This is a genomic window from Alistipes finegoldii DSM 17242, assembly GCF_000265365.1.
Lineage (GTDB): Bacteria > Bacteroidota > Bacteroidia > Bacteroidales > Rikenellaceae > Alistipes > Alistipes finegoldii.
This window is the reverse complement of sequence record NC_018011.1, coordinates 630,930-647,215: the sequence shown is the minus strand read 5'-3', so window position 1 is coordinate 647,215 and position 16,286 is coordinate 630,930. Positions and strand designations below refer to the sequence as shown.

The following is a 16,286-nucleotide window of genomic DNA, read 5'->3' as shown; positions in this document are numbered from 1 at the left end:
TATTCAATCCTTAATCAAAGGACTTGTTGACGAATTGATGACAGTTCTTTTGAAAGGAAAACTTTATCCGTTTTCTTCTTTCTATATTAAAGCTGGTGAAGGTGGCACTCCGACGACATCGGTAGTTGAATATTATACAGAAGGCACAATTCCATTTATTAAGATTGAAGACTTGTCTTGTAAATATCTGACAAATAATAAAGACTTTATAACAGAACTGGGTATGCAAAAATCATCAGCATGGCTTATTCCATCAAAGTCTGTTATATACTCCAATGGTGCTACCATAGGTGCAATATCTATAAATGAATATCCAGTTTGTACCAAGCAAGGTATATTGGGCATTGTTCCGAACACAAATATCAATGTAGAGTATTTGTATTTGCTGATGTCTTCTTCTTACTTCTCAAAAGAAATAAGCAGAATTATTACAGAGGGAACAATGAAAACTGCATATCTTAAGGACATCAATCATATCAAATGTCCTTTACCATCTATGGCACAACAAAAGAATATAACAAACTTAACATCCTCAATAGAGGAAAAACTGTCTATAGAACAGGAACTTTTAAGGTTCTTGAATTTACAGAAACAATATCTATTGCACATGATATTTATATAAACAACATACGCAGCAGGTAAGATTTTTGTGCGCTTAGTGATATAACAAGGTTTTGTTCCACAACTAACTTTTGCTCGATGTTATGTAGCAATGATGCAATCCTTATTCGCTTTTCAATGGATGGATAGAATAATTTTGCCTTCCCATAATCTTTGAAGTAGATGTGAGGGATAGCCATTCCTGTTATATATGGAGTGAAATTGAACGCCATAAGTGCATAATACAGGTAAAGAATTGAGTAGTTTTCTTTGGCTGTTAGATAGTTGAGTGTTCCAATTACAGAAAAATGGTCATTAACATACGACAAAGAACCAACACCGGAACCATCTTTGACTATTAAAATTGATTCGCCATTATAAGCATAGTTGTTGGTATAGCCAATAAGTCCAGTTGCACCATATACAGGATATGAGCCAGTCACAGATACGCAATTTTCTTGCAATGTGGATGAATGGCATTCAAGGCAATCACACAAGCGTATATTGGGAGTTCCTGACTGTGTAAGTTGTGCTGCAAGTCCTTTGATTAAGGATTGAAGTTTCTCAATGATTTTGTTTTGGGTAGCGATACGCTCATCAATTAAAGATAAGAGCTTCGCAATTTGTTCCTGTTCGTTTTGTACAGGAACAGCAACTTTAATCTTGCGAATTTCATTTGCTGAGATTTCTAAGAATGTTGATCCACAAGCATTTCTAATCAAATCTTTTTTCTTAGTTTGAATCAAGTAGTATAGAAAATCAATATTACATTGTTTCGCAATAAGAGATTGAAAACCTTGATTTGTAGTACATTCATTTGATGCAATAGAACATTCTCCTACCGTGGCACGAGAACTTAATAATATAGTGTGTAATGGTAATAGCTTTGCACTTGAATTATCTAAACCATCTCTTGTAATAGTTCTTTTGCTAAAGTCTACATATTTATTTTTACCGATTTCACTTGGAGTAAACCATTGTATATCTCCACCCCAATATGATTTCACTGTAGTATCAGGTGTGCCACCTCCAACCACTGTTGCTAAATCATTTATGGTGTACTTGTTCCACTCTCCACTAAACTCCGGAAATCTCAAATGGGGAACATTACCTATTATATTTCTCTAATTATTAGAACCAATTAAATTCAAAATTATGATTCAGAAGACAATTAGAGAAATTTCGGACGCATGGCGAGAGAACAAGCGACCGTATGTGAAACAATCGACATTGGCAGCCTACATGTTGATTCTTGAAAATCACATTTTGCCAAAGTTTGGTGAGAGTAACGAACTTCATGAAAATGATGTACAAGGCTTTGTGCTTGAAAAGTTGGAAGGCGGATTGAGCGTGAAATCTGTTAAGGACATTCTTATTGTCCTAAAGATGGTTATGAAATTCGGGGTGAAAAACGAATGGATGAACTATTACGAATGGGATATTAAGTACCCAACAGACGTTGCTGGTAAAAAGTTGGAGGTCTTGTCCGTGGCAAATCATAAAAAGATTCTGAACTATATTCAGAGCCACTTTTCCTTTCCGGGACTTGGTATCTATATCAGCCTTAGTACCGGTCTGCGTATAGGGGAGATCTGTGCTTTGAAATGGAGCGACATCAATGTATATGACGGGATTCTAACCGTTAACCGGACGATAGAACGCATCTATATCATAGAAGGAGAGAGAAAACATACAGAGCTGGTCATCAACACGCCAAAGACAAAAAACTCTTGCCGTGAAATCCCGATAAACAAAGAATTGCTTACTATGTTAAAGCCTTTGAAAAAAGTAATTAATGACGATTATTACATTCTTACTAATGATGAGCGTCCGACAGAGCCACGCACATATCGCAACTACTATAAAAGGCTTATGGAGAAACTTGATATTCCCAAGCTGAAGTATCATGGACTCCGTCACAGTTTCGCGACTCGCTGTATAGAAGTCGGTTGTGACTATAAAACAGTCAGCGTATTATTAGGGCATTCCAACATTTCAACTACTTTGGATTTATATGTTCATCCCAATATGGAGCAGAAAAAGCGTTGCATTACCAAGGTTTTCAAGTCACTGGGTAAATAAAGTTATGTATAGAGCGAGGGAATTAATGCTGTAATTTCTTCGCTCACAATTGTTTTGTGATTCAGAATTATGTTGTATATTTGAATGTTATTAAAAATATTACTTATGAGAAAGGGTTTGATATTCTTCTTGGGAATTGTTACTGGGTGTGTATTAACAATTGCAGTACTTTTTGTTATAGGTATTACCAATTCAAATGCTAACGAATCGGATATTACGATTGCCGAGCAACAGACGGTATTTACTACCGCAACAAAATTTGAAGTTTTTCAGGTTCTTGGGGATGGTGCTTTGGCCAATTGTGAGGAGAAAGGGCATTCAACTTCATTTTTTACTGGGCCGGTCGTCTATATTGTGACAGATGGCCAGAATCTGTTTTATGATGATCAGGTAATTGAAGTACCTAAAGGTAAAAAGGCTATGCAAATAGGAACATTTCGTTATGAGACCAAACTTGGTGAAAAAGTAGTTCCTGTAATAAAATTTCAATAACATAGGCATATTATAAAAGTCTCAACTGGTAGCAATCTCTATCCGATTGAGACTTTTCGTTTATTTACCTCTATCTAAAAACTTCTGTACTATTAACGCTATACCAATTCCTAAAACGGCAATGAGAATACAGCAGATAACTGCTTTCCAAATCAATCCGGAATGCAAAATCTCTGCATTAGCCACTATCATGCACACGAAAAAAGAAGACAGAGCGACTACAATGATAATCAAAATGTAGAATGCGGTAGCCGGGATATGGATAGCATTGTCGGCTTTTTTTATTCTCCGCTCGGCTTCCTTGCATTTGCTTTCAATCTGACCAAGAAAATTGCAGAGAAGTGTTGCTCCAAATTCAATTGCCAACTTTTGCATTTCTTCAGAAATGATAGGTTTGCACTTTCGTATAGAGCCGGACAGATTTTCAACTTCTATTCTCAGCTTATATACATTGTCATTCAGGCTGGCAAGTTCCTTGGCATTTACATCGAGTAGTCGTTTTTCTTCTTCCAGATATTCATTCTTGGGAGTGGTTTTTATGGATTCCACTTCACTCATTTCTGCGGAAAAATCAAATTTCTTTTTCATGGGCTTAGCGTTTTAGTCCTGTTTTCGGTTTCTTCCCTAACGAACGGCTGGCAGCACGAGCGCATCTGCGAGCCCATTGCAAATCGTCTTCGTCCTTGTCTCTCCACGGAAGCTCGCTTTGCGAACCTTCACCACCTCCACCGGTTGTTACATTGGGGGGATTTATCAGTCCGACAAATATAGCTACAGCCATATCGGTAAGTTCCTGACAGTTGGCAATAAACCTGTAATCAAATTCGTCATTGAAACAGTCAAGTACTTTTTCTGGGATATAGAATTTGTAATCCTTGCCTTCATGACTGAGGACATAGGAAATCATATCCTGACTATATGTGAGATATTGGGTATAGTCAATAGGGGCAACCTTATGTGTCGCTACCTGTTGAACGGTTTGGGAAGTATTATTTCTAATGACGGAAGTTGGCTGATGGTGCAGTCTCTTCCATGTTGCAGGAAGTTTCGAGACCATCAGGTTCCTGCCGATTCCCAATTCTGAAGCCTTGTATTTGGTGTTTCCATTCATGAGAGCATATCCACGGAGAAGACCTTTCTTGTCCTCCCTTTCATGGACGGTATAACCTTTCCGTATAAGAGCATTCTTGTAGTCATCCCATGACCACAATGGCATTGCTTTCAGCACCTCCATGCAGTCCCGATTTACTTGTGGAATGTTGAGATTTCGGATTTGTGCTGCAGTCGTCCAGCCACGTTTCTTTGCCACTCGCTCGGCTGCACGTTGTGCTCGAAGATGAATGTTGTGGTCATTGTTGATATTGCCATTTTCATCCAAACGGCAAATCGCAGCGTGGAGATGGGGGACTTCGCCTTTAGATTCCGTATGCAGCCAAACCGAGTATTTGCTATTAGCCAAATTGGTTTGGCAAGAACGGACTTTTCCGTCCTTGCCGATAATCACTTGTTTGTCGAACTCCTCAGCAAAGTCGTGCCAGAGCTTTTGCCAGTCCTCTATGTCATAGAACTGGGTATGTTCGGGCGAAGGACTCAGCTCGATTCTGATAACGGAGTTCTTTATCGGTCGATGCTGGGATAGGGTCAATTGCATGGAGTTCCATATCCCCATAGCGTCCGGTTCTGAGGGCAATAGGTTGTCCAATACCCGATAAATCTTCTCCGGATGTTTTTTGTGCTGTGATTCGCCGGTAATGTAACGGATGTCGTTTATACCGTGCGATATGGCTTTGGCTTTCGCAATCATTCTTCTTCGGATTTTGGGTTAGACGGAATTTTATTCTTCTCTTTTACTGCATTCAGGAACTGGCAGACATTTTCGGCCACATTGCCAAGTTCCTTGAGCCAGCCGACCATGAACGGAATCTGATTGAACATTGCCATGCGCTGCTTTGTGGACATTCCGTGTAGGGCGGATGTGTATTTTATGAGGTCTGACCGACAATCGTCCAGATTCTGCAACAGAGCAGCTTCTTCTTTCGTAAGCCTTGCTTTGGGCTTGAAGTTATACGCACGTGATAATATGTAGTCACTTACGGTCATGCTGCATTGCCCGGCCAGTGATTTTATATGCTCCTTCTGAGTAGGAGTGACTTTAGCTCCGATAAAGACACTTCTGGTTTCTTTCGAGGAGTCCGATGTATTTTCAATATCTTCTTTCATTTGAATCGTTTTATAATGGTTGAATAGGTGCGAGCTTGCGAGTACCGCACCGGCGAGGGAACTGAGCAGGCGAGAGCGCCAATGTACAACCGTAACGCAGTGAGGTTATACCTTGGCATATCTCGCAACAGTTACCTGTTGATGCTTCACGGCAAGCCATATCGGATGCGTATAGTGAACTGGCACTCGGATAGGAAACATAGAATGAAATGAGCCTCTAAAAGAGGGGAGAATATGAATATCTCACATGATGTCTTCCTGCCGACTTTACTTTATTCTTATGTATACGCCCCGACAATAAAGTAAAGTTGAACTCAATAATGGTATTCTGGATTGAAGGCATAATCTTTCCCTTCTTTTATAACCATTCGTTCGTCGCTGAGCAATGTTGCGACCTTTACCGCCTTGTTATAACCGAGTTTTATACCCTGCAATCCGTAACCCTCTTTCAAGCGTTCTATATAATCATCGTAATTGCTGATGTTGCCATTGGCAAAAACGGTATCCAATGCTGGACGATGTACATTCTTTGGAATCTCCTTGTCCGGATCGAACGGTCCTTTGGTTGGTCGTCCGGTCTTCTTCTCTTTGGGCAGATAGGACTCTACCGGTTCGGGCATGGCTTCCTCGTTTATGCGGAAGGCGAAAGGCTCAAACTCACGGTCACGGATATGGACGGCTTCGACCACGCTTACAGCTTTGTCCTCTTTGTCCACTTCGACCTGCATGATGGTTTCCGCTTTATTGTTTAGTTCCGTGCCGATGTGACCACGGGCATGTTCATCATTCTTGTTCTGATGCAAGACGGTATGGATATGGATTTGCCTGTCATCCGTCCACTGCATGAATTTGGAGATGATGTCGGTGGATTCGCTGGAGGAATTGATGTCGTAAAGGAAATCACGAATGCCATCTATGATGACCAATCCCAAATCCGGTATTATGCCAATGGCCTGTTCGACTATCGCCAGACGTAGTTTAGGGGAAAACTTGCGCAGAGCCAGCATAATCAGATTATCCGGATTCTTGTATTCCGGCAAGTCGGCCAAACGTAATATGCGTTTCAATACCTGTTGGCAATGATACCGCCCCTGCTCTGTGTCTATGTATAGAATTTTCCGCTTATTTTCGGGAAATGTAGACCGGTAATGAAGTACGGTGCTGTTATTCAATGCCGATGCGACAATGGCTGAAACGTTGAAAGTTTTCTTGCTTTTGGCTTTTCCGATGGAAGCACTGAAGTTTCCCAATGTTCCGATAATGGTATCGTCCACCATCAGAACCACCGGGGAGTGTTCGTATGTACTCGTTACGCTTATTGTAGACTCCGCCATGTAAGCGGCCAATTCTTCAGGAGAAAGAATAATAGTGTCTGTCTTTTCCATCGCTACCAGTTTTTAGGGTTCGGTTTACGGCGATGGGAGGCGAGCAAAGACTCATTCTCGTCCTCGAAACTTTGCGGAGCCGGATTCTTCCGGGAAGATTCCAGCCATCTATCCAGTTCGTCACGATAGATGTAGAGATGCTTTCCCTGTTTTATAACCGGAATATCGTCTTTCTTGACCTTGTAATAAAAGGTCGACAACGGCATTTTAAGATAGTTGCAAGCCTCCTGTACGGTCATGGGGACGTGCGTGTTCTCTTTGGTTTCGTACTGCTTGGAAAGTTTCTCCGTAAGCAGGTTTTCCATACTTGCGATTCTGTCGCATAGTTCGCCTACCACATTCGGCAGGTCGTTGAATGTCAGTTGGTCTTTTTCCATATTATGACTATTTTAATCGTTTAACATGCTGCGAACCAACTCAATGAAACCTTGCAGAACAATACAGACCGGATTAATTATTTCGTCTGCATACTTTTTTTATTGCGAGTCATCATTATCTACATCTAAATGGAAGCGATAGTCGCCTTTATCTGGTACATCAATGGGAATCTGGCTTGGAACATTATCCCGTAAATTAAGTTTAAGATATTCAAGGGTCGCGTTTACGAGTTCGTATGGAAATGATTCTTTGATAAAAACGGCTCTTTTCGCCAAGGGTACTCCCAAGCGTTCACCGACATTCCATGCCAAATGGCGAAGTCCAGGCGACCTCAGCGGATTGTCTATATTGGAACGAATCGGTTTATATGACTCAGGTTGATCGTAAGCCATATACTCTATATTGGAAATGAGGGTGGCAATATCCTCTTTGGAGAGATAGGGGGCAGTCTTGACGGTTACATATTCCCGAATCGCATCCATGATTTCCGCTTGCCTTTCAATCTCTTTCTTTTTGAGTTCCACTAATATGGAATCATATTTATTCAAATGAGAATCTTGCGGACAATCAGAGTTTACAGTATTTTGATTTGACTGTTGGGACGGAGGACACTCCTGTTCAGCCAAACCCATCGGTTGCTCGATGGGCAGTATTTCAGTAGCATCCATAGATTCTATGGCGTTCTCTGATTCTACAATAGGCGTAAATAGCTCGCCCAAAGAGAAGTTGATAGGATTCTTCGTTAGCCAAGTGTAGAAAAATCGTTGCAGGAGACCGCACAATATAATTGTACTTTCGAAGTTACGAAAAGAGTGTAATTTATTGGAAATGAGCGTAGGTTAGATGCTCATGATAGTAATAGGTTACGATTTAGTTAGTTATCTGCTGCATTATTCCTCTGCGCGTTGCGTAACCTTCAAAGAACTCTTCATATGCAAAAGTAACAATAAAACGGGAGATTTTGATATGAATCTCCCTGATTTTTTCTATCTCATACAAATTTTTCCGTAAAAGCGGCTTTATTCGTCGGCACACCATCGCCCAAAAGGATTTTGAACGAACGTGTGCCGACTACTGCATAAGCGGAGAAAAGGGCTTTGCCTCACGCCTAAGCAACAGTTTAGACTGATGAGGCAAAGCCCATTTCTTTTGTGCTTATGCCAAAGAGGTGTTTTTACGGCTTTTCAGATAATTTTTCTTTTTCGCTGTTCCTTTGAGCCGGAAGCGGAAAGCCGTGTATGACCGCTTGCCCATAAATGGAACAAGCCGTCACCCACAGCAGGCAAACCGGGAAGAATGATTTTATCTGCCCGCCCCGACACGTCCGGCCGGACAGATAAAACCATACTTCCTTGCAGGTGGTTTGCCCGGTTTCACGCTACCGGCTATGTCTTTTTTTTGTTGGGGACTTCCTTTTTTCACGGATTTCTCTTTTGAAGTTTCCTGTATAATCTGCCTCTACTTCCGTTTACCTCCATTTTCGCGCCTTTCAGTAAGCCGCATCAGGCAGTCATTTCCGTTCTGGGCGCAAAGGTAACTCCGGGATTTGACGGGAAAGCAAGGTCAAGCCTCCTGTTTTCGGGAAAAATCTCCAGCCCTGCGGGTAGTATTTTTCCCGAAAAAACCTTGCATTCCCTAATCCCTACCTTTTTAAGCACCCGAAACGAAAACGACCGATGCGACAGAAAGACGCATTAAAAAAAATGTCGGATAAACGAGAGGCAGATAAGATAGTTTGAAACTCAACTCCCTCAGCTCTTGAATCCGCATAAAAAATAAAAATCAAAAACAGAACAGATATGGGAACAACAATGGCAACAAAATTCGTGGCTTGGGAAGTGCCGACATTGGAAGCACTGAAAGGCAGTAAGGTTTACATCCTTCGTGAAAAACTGAACAACGGAGGACAGATGAACCGAGAGGAAAAAGATTGGCTCACCGAAAAGGTGAATAGCAACACCTATTTCAAGAGCGCAGTCCCCCTGCAAGGCTGGAGGTTTGACTTCTCCGATGTACTCCGCACGTTTCTCGTGTGCCAATACGGACGTTGGACGGAATACAAGGCAACGGACAAGACCGGACTTCGCAGATACCTATACGGCAGGATAGACAACATTGTAGAACTTGAAAAATAGCGAGGATATGACAGCAACGGCAGACTTCAGACAAGTGGCGCAATACATAGGGCTTGCGATATGCGCCCTAATCATGCGCACCGCCCTTTGGGTGTTCGGCATCCTTTGGGGCATCGTCAGAGAGATAGTAAACGGAGTGTTCCGAGTGGCGATAGGCATAATCGTGGCTATCCTTTCCGCAATCGCCTTCTTCGGCTTCATCCTTTGGTTATTCACCCTTTAATCTTACCGATAACGATATGAAAACGACAGACCATTTCAAGAGAACGATACAGATGTATTTGGAGCAACGTGCAGCGGAAGATGCGCTCTTTGCCAAGAAATACCGTAACCCTGCCAAGAACATAGACGATTGCGTGACCTACATTCTGAACTATGTGCAGAAAAGCGGTTGCAACGGCTTCACGGACGGGGAGATATACGGACAAGCCGTACATTACTATGACGAGAACGAGATAGAGGTGGGCAAGCCTATCCAATGCCAAGTAGCCGTGAACCATGTGGTGGAACTCACCGCAGAGGAAAAGGCGGAAGCACGTCAGAACGCTATCCGACAATACCAAGACGAGGAACTCCGCAAGTTGCAGAACCGCAACAAGCCGAGAACCGCCACCAAAGCGACCATCCAAGAAATACAACAACCCTCATTATTTGATTTAGGCTTATGAAACCGAGAACACACATACAGCAGGAAGTCGCACATCTGAGCAAGCGACTACCGAGATTGACCGCCACGCAAAAGGCATACGCTTTCCGTCATTGCTTCAAGCACTACGCAATCAAGAGAGCGGACGGCACGAACATCTGTACCGAGTGCGGACATTCGTGGAAGAGCGACCACGACCTTGCAGACACCCTTTGCGGATGTATCTGCCCCCATTGCGGTATGCAGTTGGAAGCGTTGCGCACCCGAAAGAGCGTTTTCAGCGAGAATGAATACTTCTCCATTGTCACCACCAGCAAGCAGTATCAAGTGATACGCTTCTTCTTCGTCAAGTCCCGATACAAGGCAGGGCAAGCAGCCGAGTATTCCATTTATGAAGTGGTGCAGAGGTGGATTTCGCCCAAAGGCACAACCACCACCGTTGCCCGACTTCGTGGTATGTCAATGTTGTATTACGACCAATGGGCGGAATACAGCGACATGGAGGTGCGCAAGAACAACGGACTTCACGCATACGATATAGCACCTGTGTGTACCTATCCCCGACAGCGTTTCATCCCCGAACTGAAACGCAACGGTTTCAACGGGGACTATCACAACACACTGCCGTATGACCTTTTCACGGCTATCCTTTCCGACAGCCAAGCCGAAACACTCTTGAAGGCAGGGCAATACGCCATGTTGAGCCACTATATTCGCAGTTCCTTTGACATGGAGCAATATTGGGCATCCGTCAAGATTTGCATCCGCAATGGTTACACCATTTCAGACGGCTCCGTATGGTGCGACACCATAGACCTCCTGCGTCATTTTGGCAAGGACACGAACAGCCCGAAATACGTCTGCCCTGCCGACCTCAAAGCGGAACACGACAAGTTGGTGGCAAAGCGCAACCTGCAAAGGGAGCGTGAGCGGACGGAACAGCAACGGCAAAAGGCGATTGAGGACGAGAAGAACTATCTGAAAGACAAAGGAATGTTCTTCGGGCTTGTATTTTCCGACAACCTTATTCTTGTCAAAGTCATTGAAAGCGTGGAGGAAATGATTGAGGAAGGACGGCTGATGCACCATTGCGTGGGCGGTTATCACAACAAGGCAAACTCTCTCATCCTATCCGCCACCATTGAAGGCAAACGGATTGAAACGATAGAAGTCAGTTTGAAAACGCTGAAAGTGGTACAGAGCAGAGGGGTATGCAATTCCAATACCGAGTACCACGACCGCATCATCCGACTTGTGGAGGACAATGCCGGACTTATCCGTCAGCGTATGAACGCAGCATAATATCAACTTATAATACATAACAGCATGGAAGTAAGAATTGAAAGTATGATTTGTTTGTGGGACGATAAAATCCCCTCGATGTTCCTTGAATTTATAAACCTCCTCACTCTTTGTCAGAGTGAGGAGCAGTTAAGAGCAAGCGTAAAAGACTTTTCCGAGAAGCACGAACTTGACAAGTTCTTTCTTTACGGCTTCGGCTCACACCATTTCTACCTGCACCAACGCTACACAAGCAATCCCGATATGGTGATGCAGAACAGAGTGTTGTCAGTACATTTCTAACCATCTAAAAAACAACGATTATGAGTACACGAATGACAATCAACGGAGTAAGTACCTGCACGGAAGCAGGTACGGAGAAATACGAGAAATTTCAAATGGGTATTGGCAGACGCAGGCGAACACTTGTGCAATACGATTACCGCCACACGGACGGAGAGTTGTTCTCTTGTGTCAAACCCACGTTGGACGAGTGCCGAACCGCACGGGACAAGTGGCTGACGGCAAAGGAAGGAAAGGAGGGCAAGCGATGAACGTGGCAGGCTACCAAACACTGATCGTCAGATTCAGCGAGCCTATCAAGGCATTGGACGGCATCTTTGACGATGCGGAAGCGTGGGGAGTTGATACCCTGAAGGGGTGGATAGACAGCTATGAAAGCAGCCGTTTCACCGCCATTGACAGCCATACGGCAGTCACGGCATGGCTTAACGCTTCACCATCCGGGAGAGCATCGCCACGAAGCAATCCGTAAAGTACATTCAGCGGTTGGTCGGCACGGAGCACCTCCCACGAACTGCGCAGGTGGTGGATCAGGGAATCCAGCTTTTGCAGGTCTTTTTCTTTTGCTGCATCCCGTACCGCCTGCATTTCCTTTTCTGTTTCAGTTATCAACTTTTCCAGCATGACGGCTTCATTGCCATAGGACAATAAGGCGGAAAAGTCCGGTTTCCCGTCCGGTGTCGCTTTTATGGCACACCTGTCGGAAACCTCCATCAGTTCCGATATGGAGAACGGTTTGAACAGGCATCCGGCAAAGCCTTTTGCCAATAGTTCCCCTTTGTTACAACTGCCCGAAGCGGTTGCCACAACCACCGGGATTGTTGGTGAATTGCCCACGTTGGACGAACGCAACAGTTCCAGCAATTCGAAACCGTTTATATCGGGCATATTCAAGTCTGTCAGCAACAGGCTGTATTCTTTCTGGCGTATCATTTCCATCAGTGCCGCAGCATCGGTGCAAGTGTCGCAGTGTATTCCTTCTTGGGAATACATCTCTTTCAGCATCAGAAGTAATACCTCATCATTGTCAATGGCGACAACATCATGGAATTTATTGTTATGATAAACAGGTGTATTGCTTGTATATCCAAGCTGTTCTTCAGCTTCCTGCATAGAAATTTCAACTGTGAAACGACTGCCTTTCCCTTTCTTGCTGTCTAAACGGATTGTTCCGCCAAGCATCGACACAATATTACGCATTATGGCAAGCCCAAGCCCGAAACCCTCCTTTGCGGCGGCATTTGATAGACGTTCAAACGCACCGAACGCTTGTTTCTGTTCCTCTTCTGTCATGCCTGTACCTGTATCTTCAACGACCAGTGTCAGAACTCCATTATCATATTCAGTAATCAAAGAAACACCGCCTTCTTCTGTGAACTTGACAGCGTTTGACAGCAGGTTATTCCCGATTTGTATTATTCGCTCTTTGTCGGTCAATACAATGGCATCGTGTCCAGTCTTCACGGACAAGGACAGCCCTTTGTTCACGGCAACAGGCATGAACTCCGTTTCAAGTGTGTGCGTGATTGCTGAAATCCGGCAGGGTGACAGACGGGGCTGTTCCTTGCCGTTGTCCAGGCGGAAGAAGTCAAGCAAAGTGTTAAGCATATCCCGCATACGGTCGGAGGATTGCAGTATGTTTTGGATATACTGCCCGGACTTATCCTCACACTGTTCTTTCCGTATCAGTCCGGCATAGCCTGTTATTGCTGTCAGCGGTGTGCGCAGTTCATGGGTGATAGTATGTACCGCCTTCTTCCTTGACGTTATCAGTGCCTCGTTCCGTTGTACGGATTGTTCCAGTTGCCTTATCAAATCAGTTGTCTTGTGCTTGTATTGTTTAATGCTTTTTGCATCACGATGTATGATGATGTAGGAAATTAACAACAATAGAAGAACGAATCCCATTAAACCGCCTACTTGCATAAATGACTTTTCACGCATGGCAACTATTTCGTTTTCCCGGCTTTGCAGTTCGGTTTGTACCTTTTCTTCTATTTGGCAAATCAATTCTTGCAGTTGTCTGTTAAGTTCTGCATTACGAGCTGCAAGGCTGTCGGCTTGTTCCGACAATTGGCGATCCTGCACTTTCTGTTCGCTGATTACGTTTCTATTGACCGAATGAAGGATAGTGGTTGATACTGCTGGAGTTACTTCCTTTTTTTTGCCGAATATGCCTAAGAAACCTTTTCGTTTTGGCTTTTTGGACTGTTCCTGCACACTTTTCTGTACAATAACCGGAATTTGATTGGCTATCTTCTTGTTAATAGATTGTTGTTCATCCATTAACCGGACTATCTGGAACATCTGTCGTTCCTTATCCTCTAAAAGACTGCGCACACTATCGATGCGCTCTGCTGGATAGGTGGCCTTGAAACGGCAGAGCATACTGTCCATTGCCATACGCCGTGCATGGTAATGCTCGATATCTTTATCGTTCCATTCCAGTATTGTTTCACCCAATAGAGAAAATTTTATCATTTGAATATTGATATTGTTTATTTCTTTTCGGAGCTCGTCTATTTTTTTATTGCCAAGTTCTAATGCTTCTATCTCCTGCCATTCATAGAGGCTATTATATGCCATACATCCGATAAGAATGGAGATAAGTATATATCCCAACCGTATTGCCTTATAGAAATTTCCTGACCGCTCCATTATTTTAATGACATTGATTTTTGGAACATGAATAAAAGTTTATCTTTTTCGTTCATGCGGATATTATCAGAATAACCGTCTTTTGTTATTTGATACCCACATGGCTTAACCATAAAAATGCCTAAGCCCTTAGTGTACGAACTTACTTCTGAGGCATAGTCTTTACTTGTATTTAATGGAACTTTCCCTTTAATATGACACCACTCATTATTACAACTGATGTCTTCAATCTCAGACATCAGTTTTTGCAAATCTGTAATAGCTTTGGAACTCGCTACTTGGGGTATCTGCAACTCAAAACAGAGCATCGGTTCGAGAATGTCCACACCTGACTGTTGCAAAGCCAGCCTGAAGACATAAGGGGTCAGCTGTCTGAAATCAGCAGGTGTACTTACCGGGCTATAATACTCGGCTTGAGTAAAAGTTACTTTCAGATCTGTCACTTCCCATCCATGTAAACCAGATTGGCAAGACATACGAATCCCTTCAAAAACGGCATTTTGAAAAGAATGGTTCAGATAACCATAGGAGATGTCACTTTCGATTTGCAACCCTGCCCCTAACGGTAAGGGTTCAAGAGTCAGCCCTATTGTGGCCCAGTAAGGGTTGGGTGGTACTTCGATCTGAATAATCTTATTGACCTTTTTTATAGGTCGTTCTTTGTAGATAGTCTTGATCTCATCAAAATGGACCTTTACGGAAAATCGTTCTTCCAGCAATGTCTGTATGATTTCCTTTTGGGTCAAACCATATAACGAGATTTCCAATTCATCACTATATGAGTTTATGGAAAAGGACAAAGACGGGTCTTCAATCCACAATGTATTCAGAGCGGATATCACCTTGCTTCTCTCTTCGGGCTTATTTGGCCGGACGGAGGATTTGAGAGCGGGATGCTGATGAGATAATCCTTGAATCAAACAAGGTTTAGCACCTAAATAATCTCCGATTCGAAAATCTTCTATATCTTCTACAATCGCGATATCATTGGCACCCACTTCATCAACATTTATCTCTCTGCCCTGATAAATAGTCTTTAGATTTTTAATCTTGATGAATTTTTCCGAATCGTTGATTCTTACAACGTCTCGAAGTCTCAGACTTCCGTCAATTATTTTAAGAAAACTTCTTTTATGCCCTTTGGGGTCATGCTCTATCTTATAGAGATAAGCTGAAAGTCTGTTTGAGACTGATGCCGGAGGAAGTATAAAAGAAGAAATGGCGTCCAACAACTCATTGATACCGATATTGAACATTGCTGATCCATGTAGCACCGGATAGACTTTGGCTTTTGCCACAAGAGCGATTATCGTATTCCAATAATCAGCCGGTGAAATTTCGCTATCCGCCAAATATCGTTCTAATATATCGTCGTCATGGTTGCATACAAATTCTTTGTATTCTTCCTTTATATATGTTTGGGAGCAAACCGGATAAACCGATCCATCGACAACAGTTTGCATAAACAGGACATCTTGCGACAGATTTGTTTTTATATCCATATACAAACGCTCCAAATTCACACCGGCACGGTCAATCTTATTGATAAATATAATTGTCGGGATTTGCAGCTTTTGTAAAGTACTGAACAGCAACTTTGTCTGCGCTTGTATGCCTTCCTTTGCGGATAAGATGAGGACTGCTCCATCAAGCATTTTGAATGTCCGCTCCACTTCCGCAATAAAATCCATGTGTCCCGGAGTGTCAATGATATTGCATTTCACTCCATTCCAGATAATAGATGTCGTAGAAGCCCGGACAGTAATTCCTCTACGTTTCTCTATATCCATAGAGTCCGTTATGGTGTCACCATTATCCACACGGCCGCACTTTTCCGTTGCTCCACTGGCAAACAGCAGATTCTCGGTTACGGAAGTTTTTCCTGCATCAATGTGAGCAAGAATTCCTAAATTTATAATATTCATTTGGATTAAGCAATAATATACTACAGTAGATGCATTGTCGAAACGCACCTTTTAATACCTCCTCGTAGCATATGAGAACTACAGGATTACTAACTCGTATTAATATGTATATTATTACTGCCGCATAACGATTACAAAATTACACAAAAAAATATATCTAACAAAAGTGGGAGGATTTTTT

Annotated in this window: 16 protein-coding genes and 3 pseudogenes; 10 read left to right on the top strand and 9 right to left on the bottom strand. The window is 42.9% G+C overall.

Features of this window, described 5'->3' with window-relative positions; all coding sequences use genetic code 11:
- Positions 1–49 precede the first annotated feature (49 nt).
- The gene (locus ALFI_RS16365) at positions 50–622 is read left to right on the top strand and encodes a restriction endonuclease subunit S (RefSeq protein ID WP_225695358.1); all 573 of its coding nucleotides are present in this window, start codon (positions 50–52) and stop codon (positions 620–622) included.
- On the opposite strand, the gene ALFI_RS16360 is transcribed toward ALFI_RS16365, so the two are convergent.
- Positions 615–1,697, bottom strand: a complete 1,083-nt coding sequence (locus ALFI_RS16360; RefSeq protein ID WP_014774682.1) for a restriction endonuclease subunit S — start codon at positions 1,695–1,697, stop codon at positions 615–617. The two genes, ALFI_RS16365 and ALFI_RS16360, sit on opposite strands and share 8 nt — an antisense overlap.
- Before the next feature lie 58 nt (positions 1,698–1,755).
- On the opposite strand from ALFI_RS16360, the gene ALFI_RS02830 reads away from it, so the two are divergent.
- Both ALFI_RS02830 and ALFI_RS02825 read left to right on the top strand, forming a co-directional pair.
- On the top strand, positions 1,756–2,682 hold the full coding sequence (locus ALFI_RS02830; protein WP_014774681.1) for a tyrosine-type recombinase/integrase: 927 nt from the start codon (positions 1,756–1,758) through the stop codon (positions 2,680–2,682).
- Between the two features lie 105 nt (positions 2,683–2,787).
- Positions 2,788–3,174: a hypothetical protein gene (locus ALFI_RS02825; protein ID WP_032531602.1), complete on the top strand. Its 387-nt coding sequence runs from the start codon at positions 2,788–2,790 to the stop codon at positions 3,172–3,174.
- Positions 3,175–3,234: 60 nt separating this feature from the next.
- Here ALFI_RS02825 and ALFI_RS02820 read toward each other — a convergent pair whose 3' ends face one another.
- The 6 genes and pseudogenes from ALFI_RS02820 to ALFI_RS02795 form a co-directional block, all read right to left on the bottom strand.
- On the bottom strand, positions 3,235–3,762 hold the full coding sequence (locus tag ALFI_RS02820; RefSeq protein WP_014774680.1) for a hypothetical protein: 528 nt from the start codon (positions 3,760–3,762) through the stop codon (positions 3,235–3,237).
- A 4-nt stretch (positions 3,763–3,766) separates the two neighbouring features.
- Positions 3,767–4,978 carry a relaxase/mobilization nuclease domain-containing protein gene (locus ALFI_RS02815; protein WP_014774679.1) on the bottom strand — a complete coding sequence of 404 codons (1,212 nt, stop codon included), beginning with the start codon at positions 4,976–4,978 and terminating at the stop codon, positions 3,767–3,769.
- Positions 4,975–5,394: a plasmid mobilization protein gene (locus tag ALFI_RS02810; protein ID WP_014774678.1), complete on the bottom strand. Its 420-nt coding sequence runs from the start codon at positions 5,392–5,394 to the stop codon at positions 4,975–4,977. The genes ALFI_RS02815 and ALFI_RS02810 overlap by 4 nt, the downstream gene beginning before the upstream one ends.
- Positions 5,395–5,708: 314 nt before the next feature.
- Positions 5,709–6,779: an AAA family ATPase gene (locus tag ALFI_RS02805; RefSeq protein ID WP_014774677.1), complete on the bottom strand. Its 1,071-nt coding sequence runs from the start codon at positions 6,777–6,779 to the stop codon at positions 5,709–5,711.
- Between the two features lie 2 nt (positions 6,780–6,781).
- Positions 6,782–7,156, bottom strand: a complete 375-nt coding sequence (locus ALFI_RS02800; protein WP_014774676.1) for a helix-turn-helix domain-containing protein — start codon at positions 7,154–7,156, stop codon at positions 6,782–6,784.
- A gap of 99 nt (positions 7,157–7,255) precedes the next feature.
- A pseudogene (locus tag ALFI_RS02795) lies at positions 7,256–7,948 on the bottom strand (hypothetical protein); the annotation flags it as partial.
- A 1,008-nt stretch (positions 7,949–8,956) separates the two neighbouring features.
- On the opposite strand from ALFI_RS02795, the gene ALFI_RS02785 reads away from it, so the two are divergent.
- The 7 genes and pseudogenes from ALFI_RS02785 to ALFI_RS16345 form a co-directional block, all read left to right on the top strand.
- A complete protein-coding gene (locus ALFI_RS02785; RefSeq protein WP_008653285.1) occupies positions 8,957–9,292 on the top strand; it encodes a hypothetical protein in 336 nt (111 codons plus the stop codon).
- A gap of 7 nt (positions 9,293–9,299) precedes the next feature.
- A complete protein-coding gene (locus ALFI_RS02780) occupies positions 9,300–9,515 on the top strand; it encodes a hypothetical protein (RefSeq protein ID WP_008653288.1) in 216 nt (71 codons plus the stop codon).
- Positions 9,516–9,531: 16 nt separating this feature from the next.
- Positions 9,532–9,960 carry a PcfK-like family protein gene (locus ALFI_RS02775; protein ID WP_008653290.1) on the top strand — a complete coding sequence of 143 codons (429 nt, stop codon included), beginning with the start codon at positions 9,532–9,534 and terminating at the stop codon, positions 9,958–9,960.
- Positions 9,957–11,240 (top strand): PcfJ domain-containing protein, encoded by a 1,284-nt coding sequence (locus tag ALFI_RS02770; RefSeq protein WP_008653292.1) that lies wholly within the window; start codon positions 9,957–9,959, stop codon positions 11,238–11,240. Before ALFI_RS02775 ends, ALFI_RS02770 begins: the two co-directional genes overlap by 4 nt.
- A 24-nt stretch (positions 11,241–11,264) precedes the next feature.
- Positions 11,265–11,522 carry a hypothetical protein gene (locus ALFI_RS02765; RefSeq protein WP_008653294.1) on the top strand — a complete coding sequence of 86 codons (258 nt, stop codon included), beginning with the start codon at positions 11,265–11,267 and terminating at the stop codon, positions 11,520–11,522.
- 20 nt (positions 11,523–11,542) lie between these two features.
- Positions 11,543–11,773, top strand: a complete 231-nt coding sequence (locus ALFI_RS02760) for a DUF3873 domain-containing protein (RefSeq protein ID WP_008653296.1) — start codon at positions 11,543–11,545, stop codon at positions 11,771–11,773.
- Positions 11,713–11,937, top strand: a pseudogene (locus ALFI_RS16345) (DUF6956 domain-containing protein); the annotation flags it as partial. The gene ALFI_RS02760 and the pseudogene ALFI_RS16345, both read left to right, overlap by 61 nt.
- On the opposite strand, the pseudogene ALFI_RS02755 reads toward ALFI_RS16345, so the two are convergent.
- Both ALFI_RS02755 and tet(Q) read right to left on the bottom strand, forming a co-directional pair.
- Positions 11,928–14,180 (bottom strand): annotated as a pseudogene (locus ALFI_RS02755) (ATP-binding response regulator); the annotation flags it as partial. The pseudogenes ALFI_RS16345 and ALFI_RS02755 overlap by 10 nt on opposite strands.
- Entirely contained in the window at positions 14,180–16,105 is a 1,926-nt protein-coding gene (gene tet(Q), locus ALFI_RS02750) for a tetracycline resistance ribosomal protection protein Tet(Q) (protein ID WP_004291466.1), read from the bottom strand. The pseudogene ALFI_RS02755 and the gene tet(Q), both read right to left, overlap by 1 nt.
- Between the last annotated feature and the right edge of the window lie 181 nt (positions 16,106–16,286).

What these genes read in the sequence shown, in the direction of transcription:
- ALFI_RS02830 (WP_014774681.1), top strand. Translation starts at nt 1,756, where the DNA reads ATGATTCAGAAGACAATTAGAGAAATTTCGGACGCATGGCGAGAGAAC.
- ALFI_RS02825 (WP_032531602.1), top strand. Translation starts at nt 2,788, where the DNA reads ATGAGAAAGGGTTTGATATTCTTCTTGGGAATTGTTACTGGGTGTGTA.
- ALFI_RS02820 (WP_014774680.1), bottom strand. Translation starts at nt 3,762, where the DNA reads ATGAAAAAGAAATTTGATTTTTCCGCAGAAATGAGTGAAGTGGAATCC.
- ALFI_RS02815 (WP_014774679.1), bottom strand. Translation starts at nt 4,978, where the DNA reads ATGATTGCGAAAGCCAAAGCCATATCGCACGGTATAAACGACATCCGT.
- ALFI_RS02810 (WP_014774678.1), bottom strand. Translation starts at nt 5,394, where the DNA reads ATGAAAGAAGATATTGAAAATACATCGGACTCCTCGAAAGAAACCAGA.
- ALFI_RS02805 (WP_014774677.1), bottom strand. Translation starts at nt 6,779, where the DNA reads ATGGAAAAGACAGACACTATTATTCTTTCTCCTGAAGAATTGGCCGCT.
- ALFI_RS02800 (WP_014774676.1), bottom strand. Translation starts at nt 7,156, where the DNA reads ATGGAAAAAGACCAACTGACATTCAACGACCTGCCGAATGTGGTAGGC.
- ALFI_RS02785 (WP_008653285.1), top strand. Translation starts at nt 8,957, where the DNA reads ATGGGAACAACAATGGCAACAAAATTCGTGGCTTGGGAAGTGCCGACA.
- ALFI_RS02780 (WP_008653288.1), top strand. Translation starts at nt 9,300, where the DNA reads ATGACAGCAACGGCAGACTTCAGACAAGTGGCGCAATACATAGGGCTT.
- ALFI_RS02775 (WP_008653290.1), top strand. Translation starts at nt 9,532, where the DNA reads ATGAAAACGACAGACCATTTCAAGAGAACGATACAGATGTATTTGGAG.
- ALFI_RS02770 (WP_008653292.1), top strand. Translation starts at nt 9,957, where the DNA reads ATGAAACCGAGAACACACATACAGCAGGAAGTCGCACATCTGAGCAAG.
- ALFI_RS02765 (WP_008653294.1), top strand. Translation starts at nt 11,265, where the DNA reads ATGGAAGTAAGAATTGAAAGTATGATTTGTTTGTGGGACGATAAAATC.
- ALFI_RS02760 (WP_008653296.1), top strand. Translation starts at nt 11,543, where the DNA reads ATGAGTACACGAATGACAATCAACGGAGTAAGTACCTGCACGGAAGCA.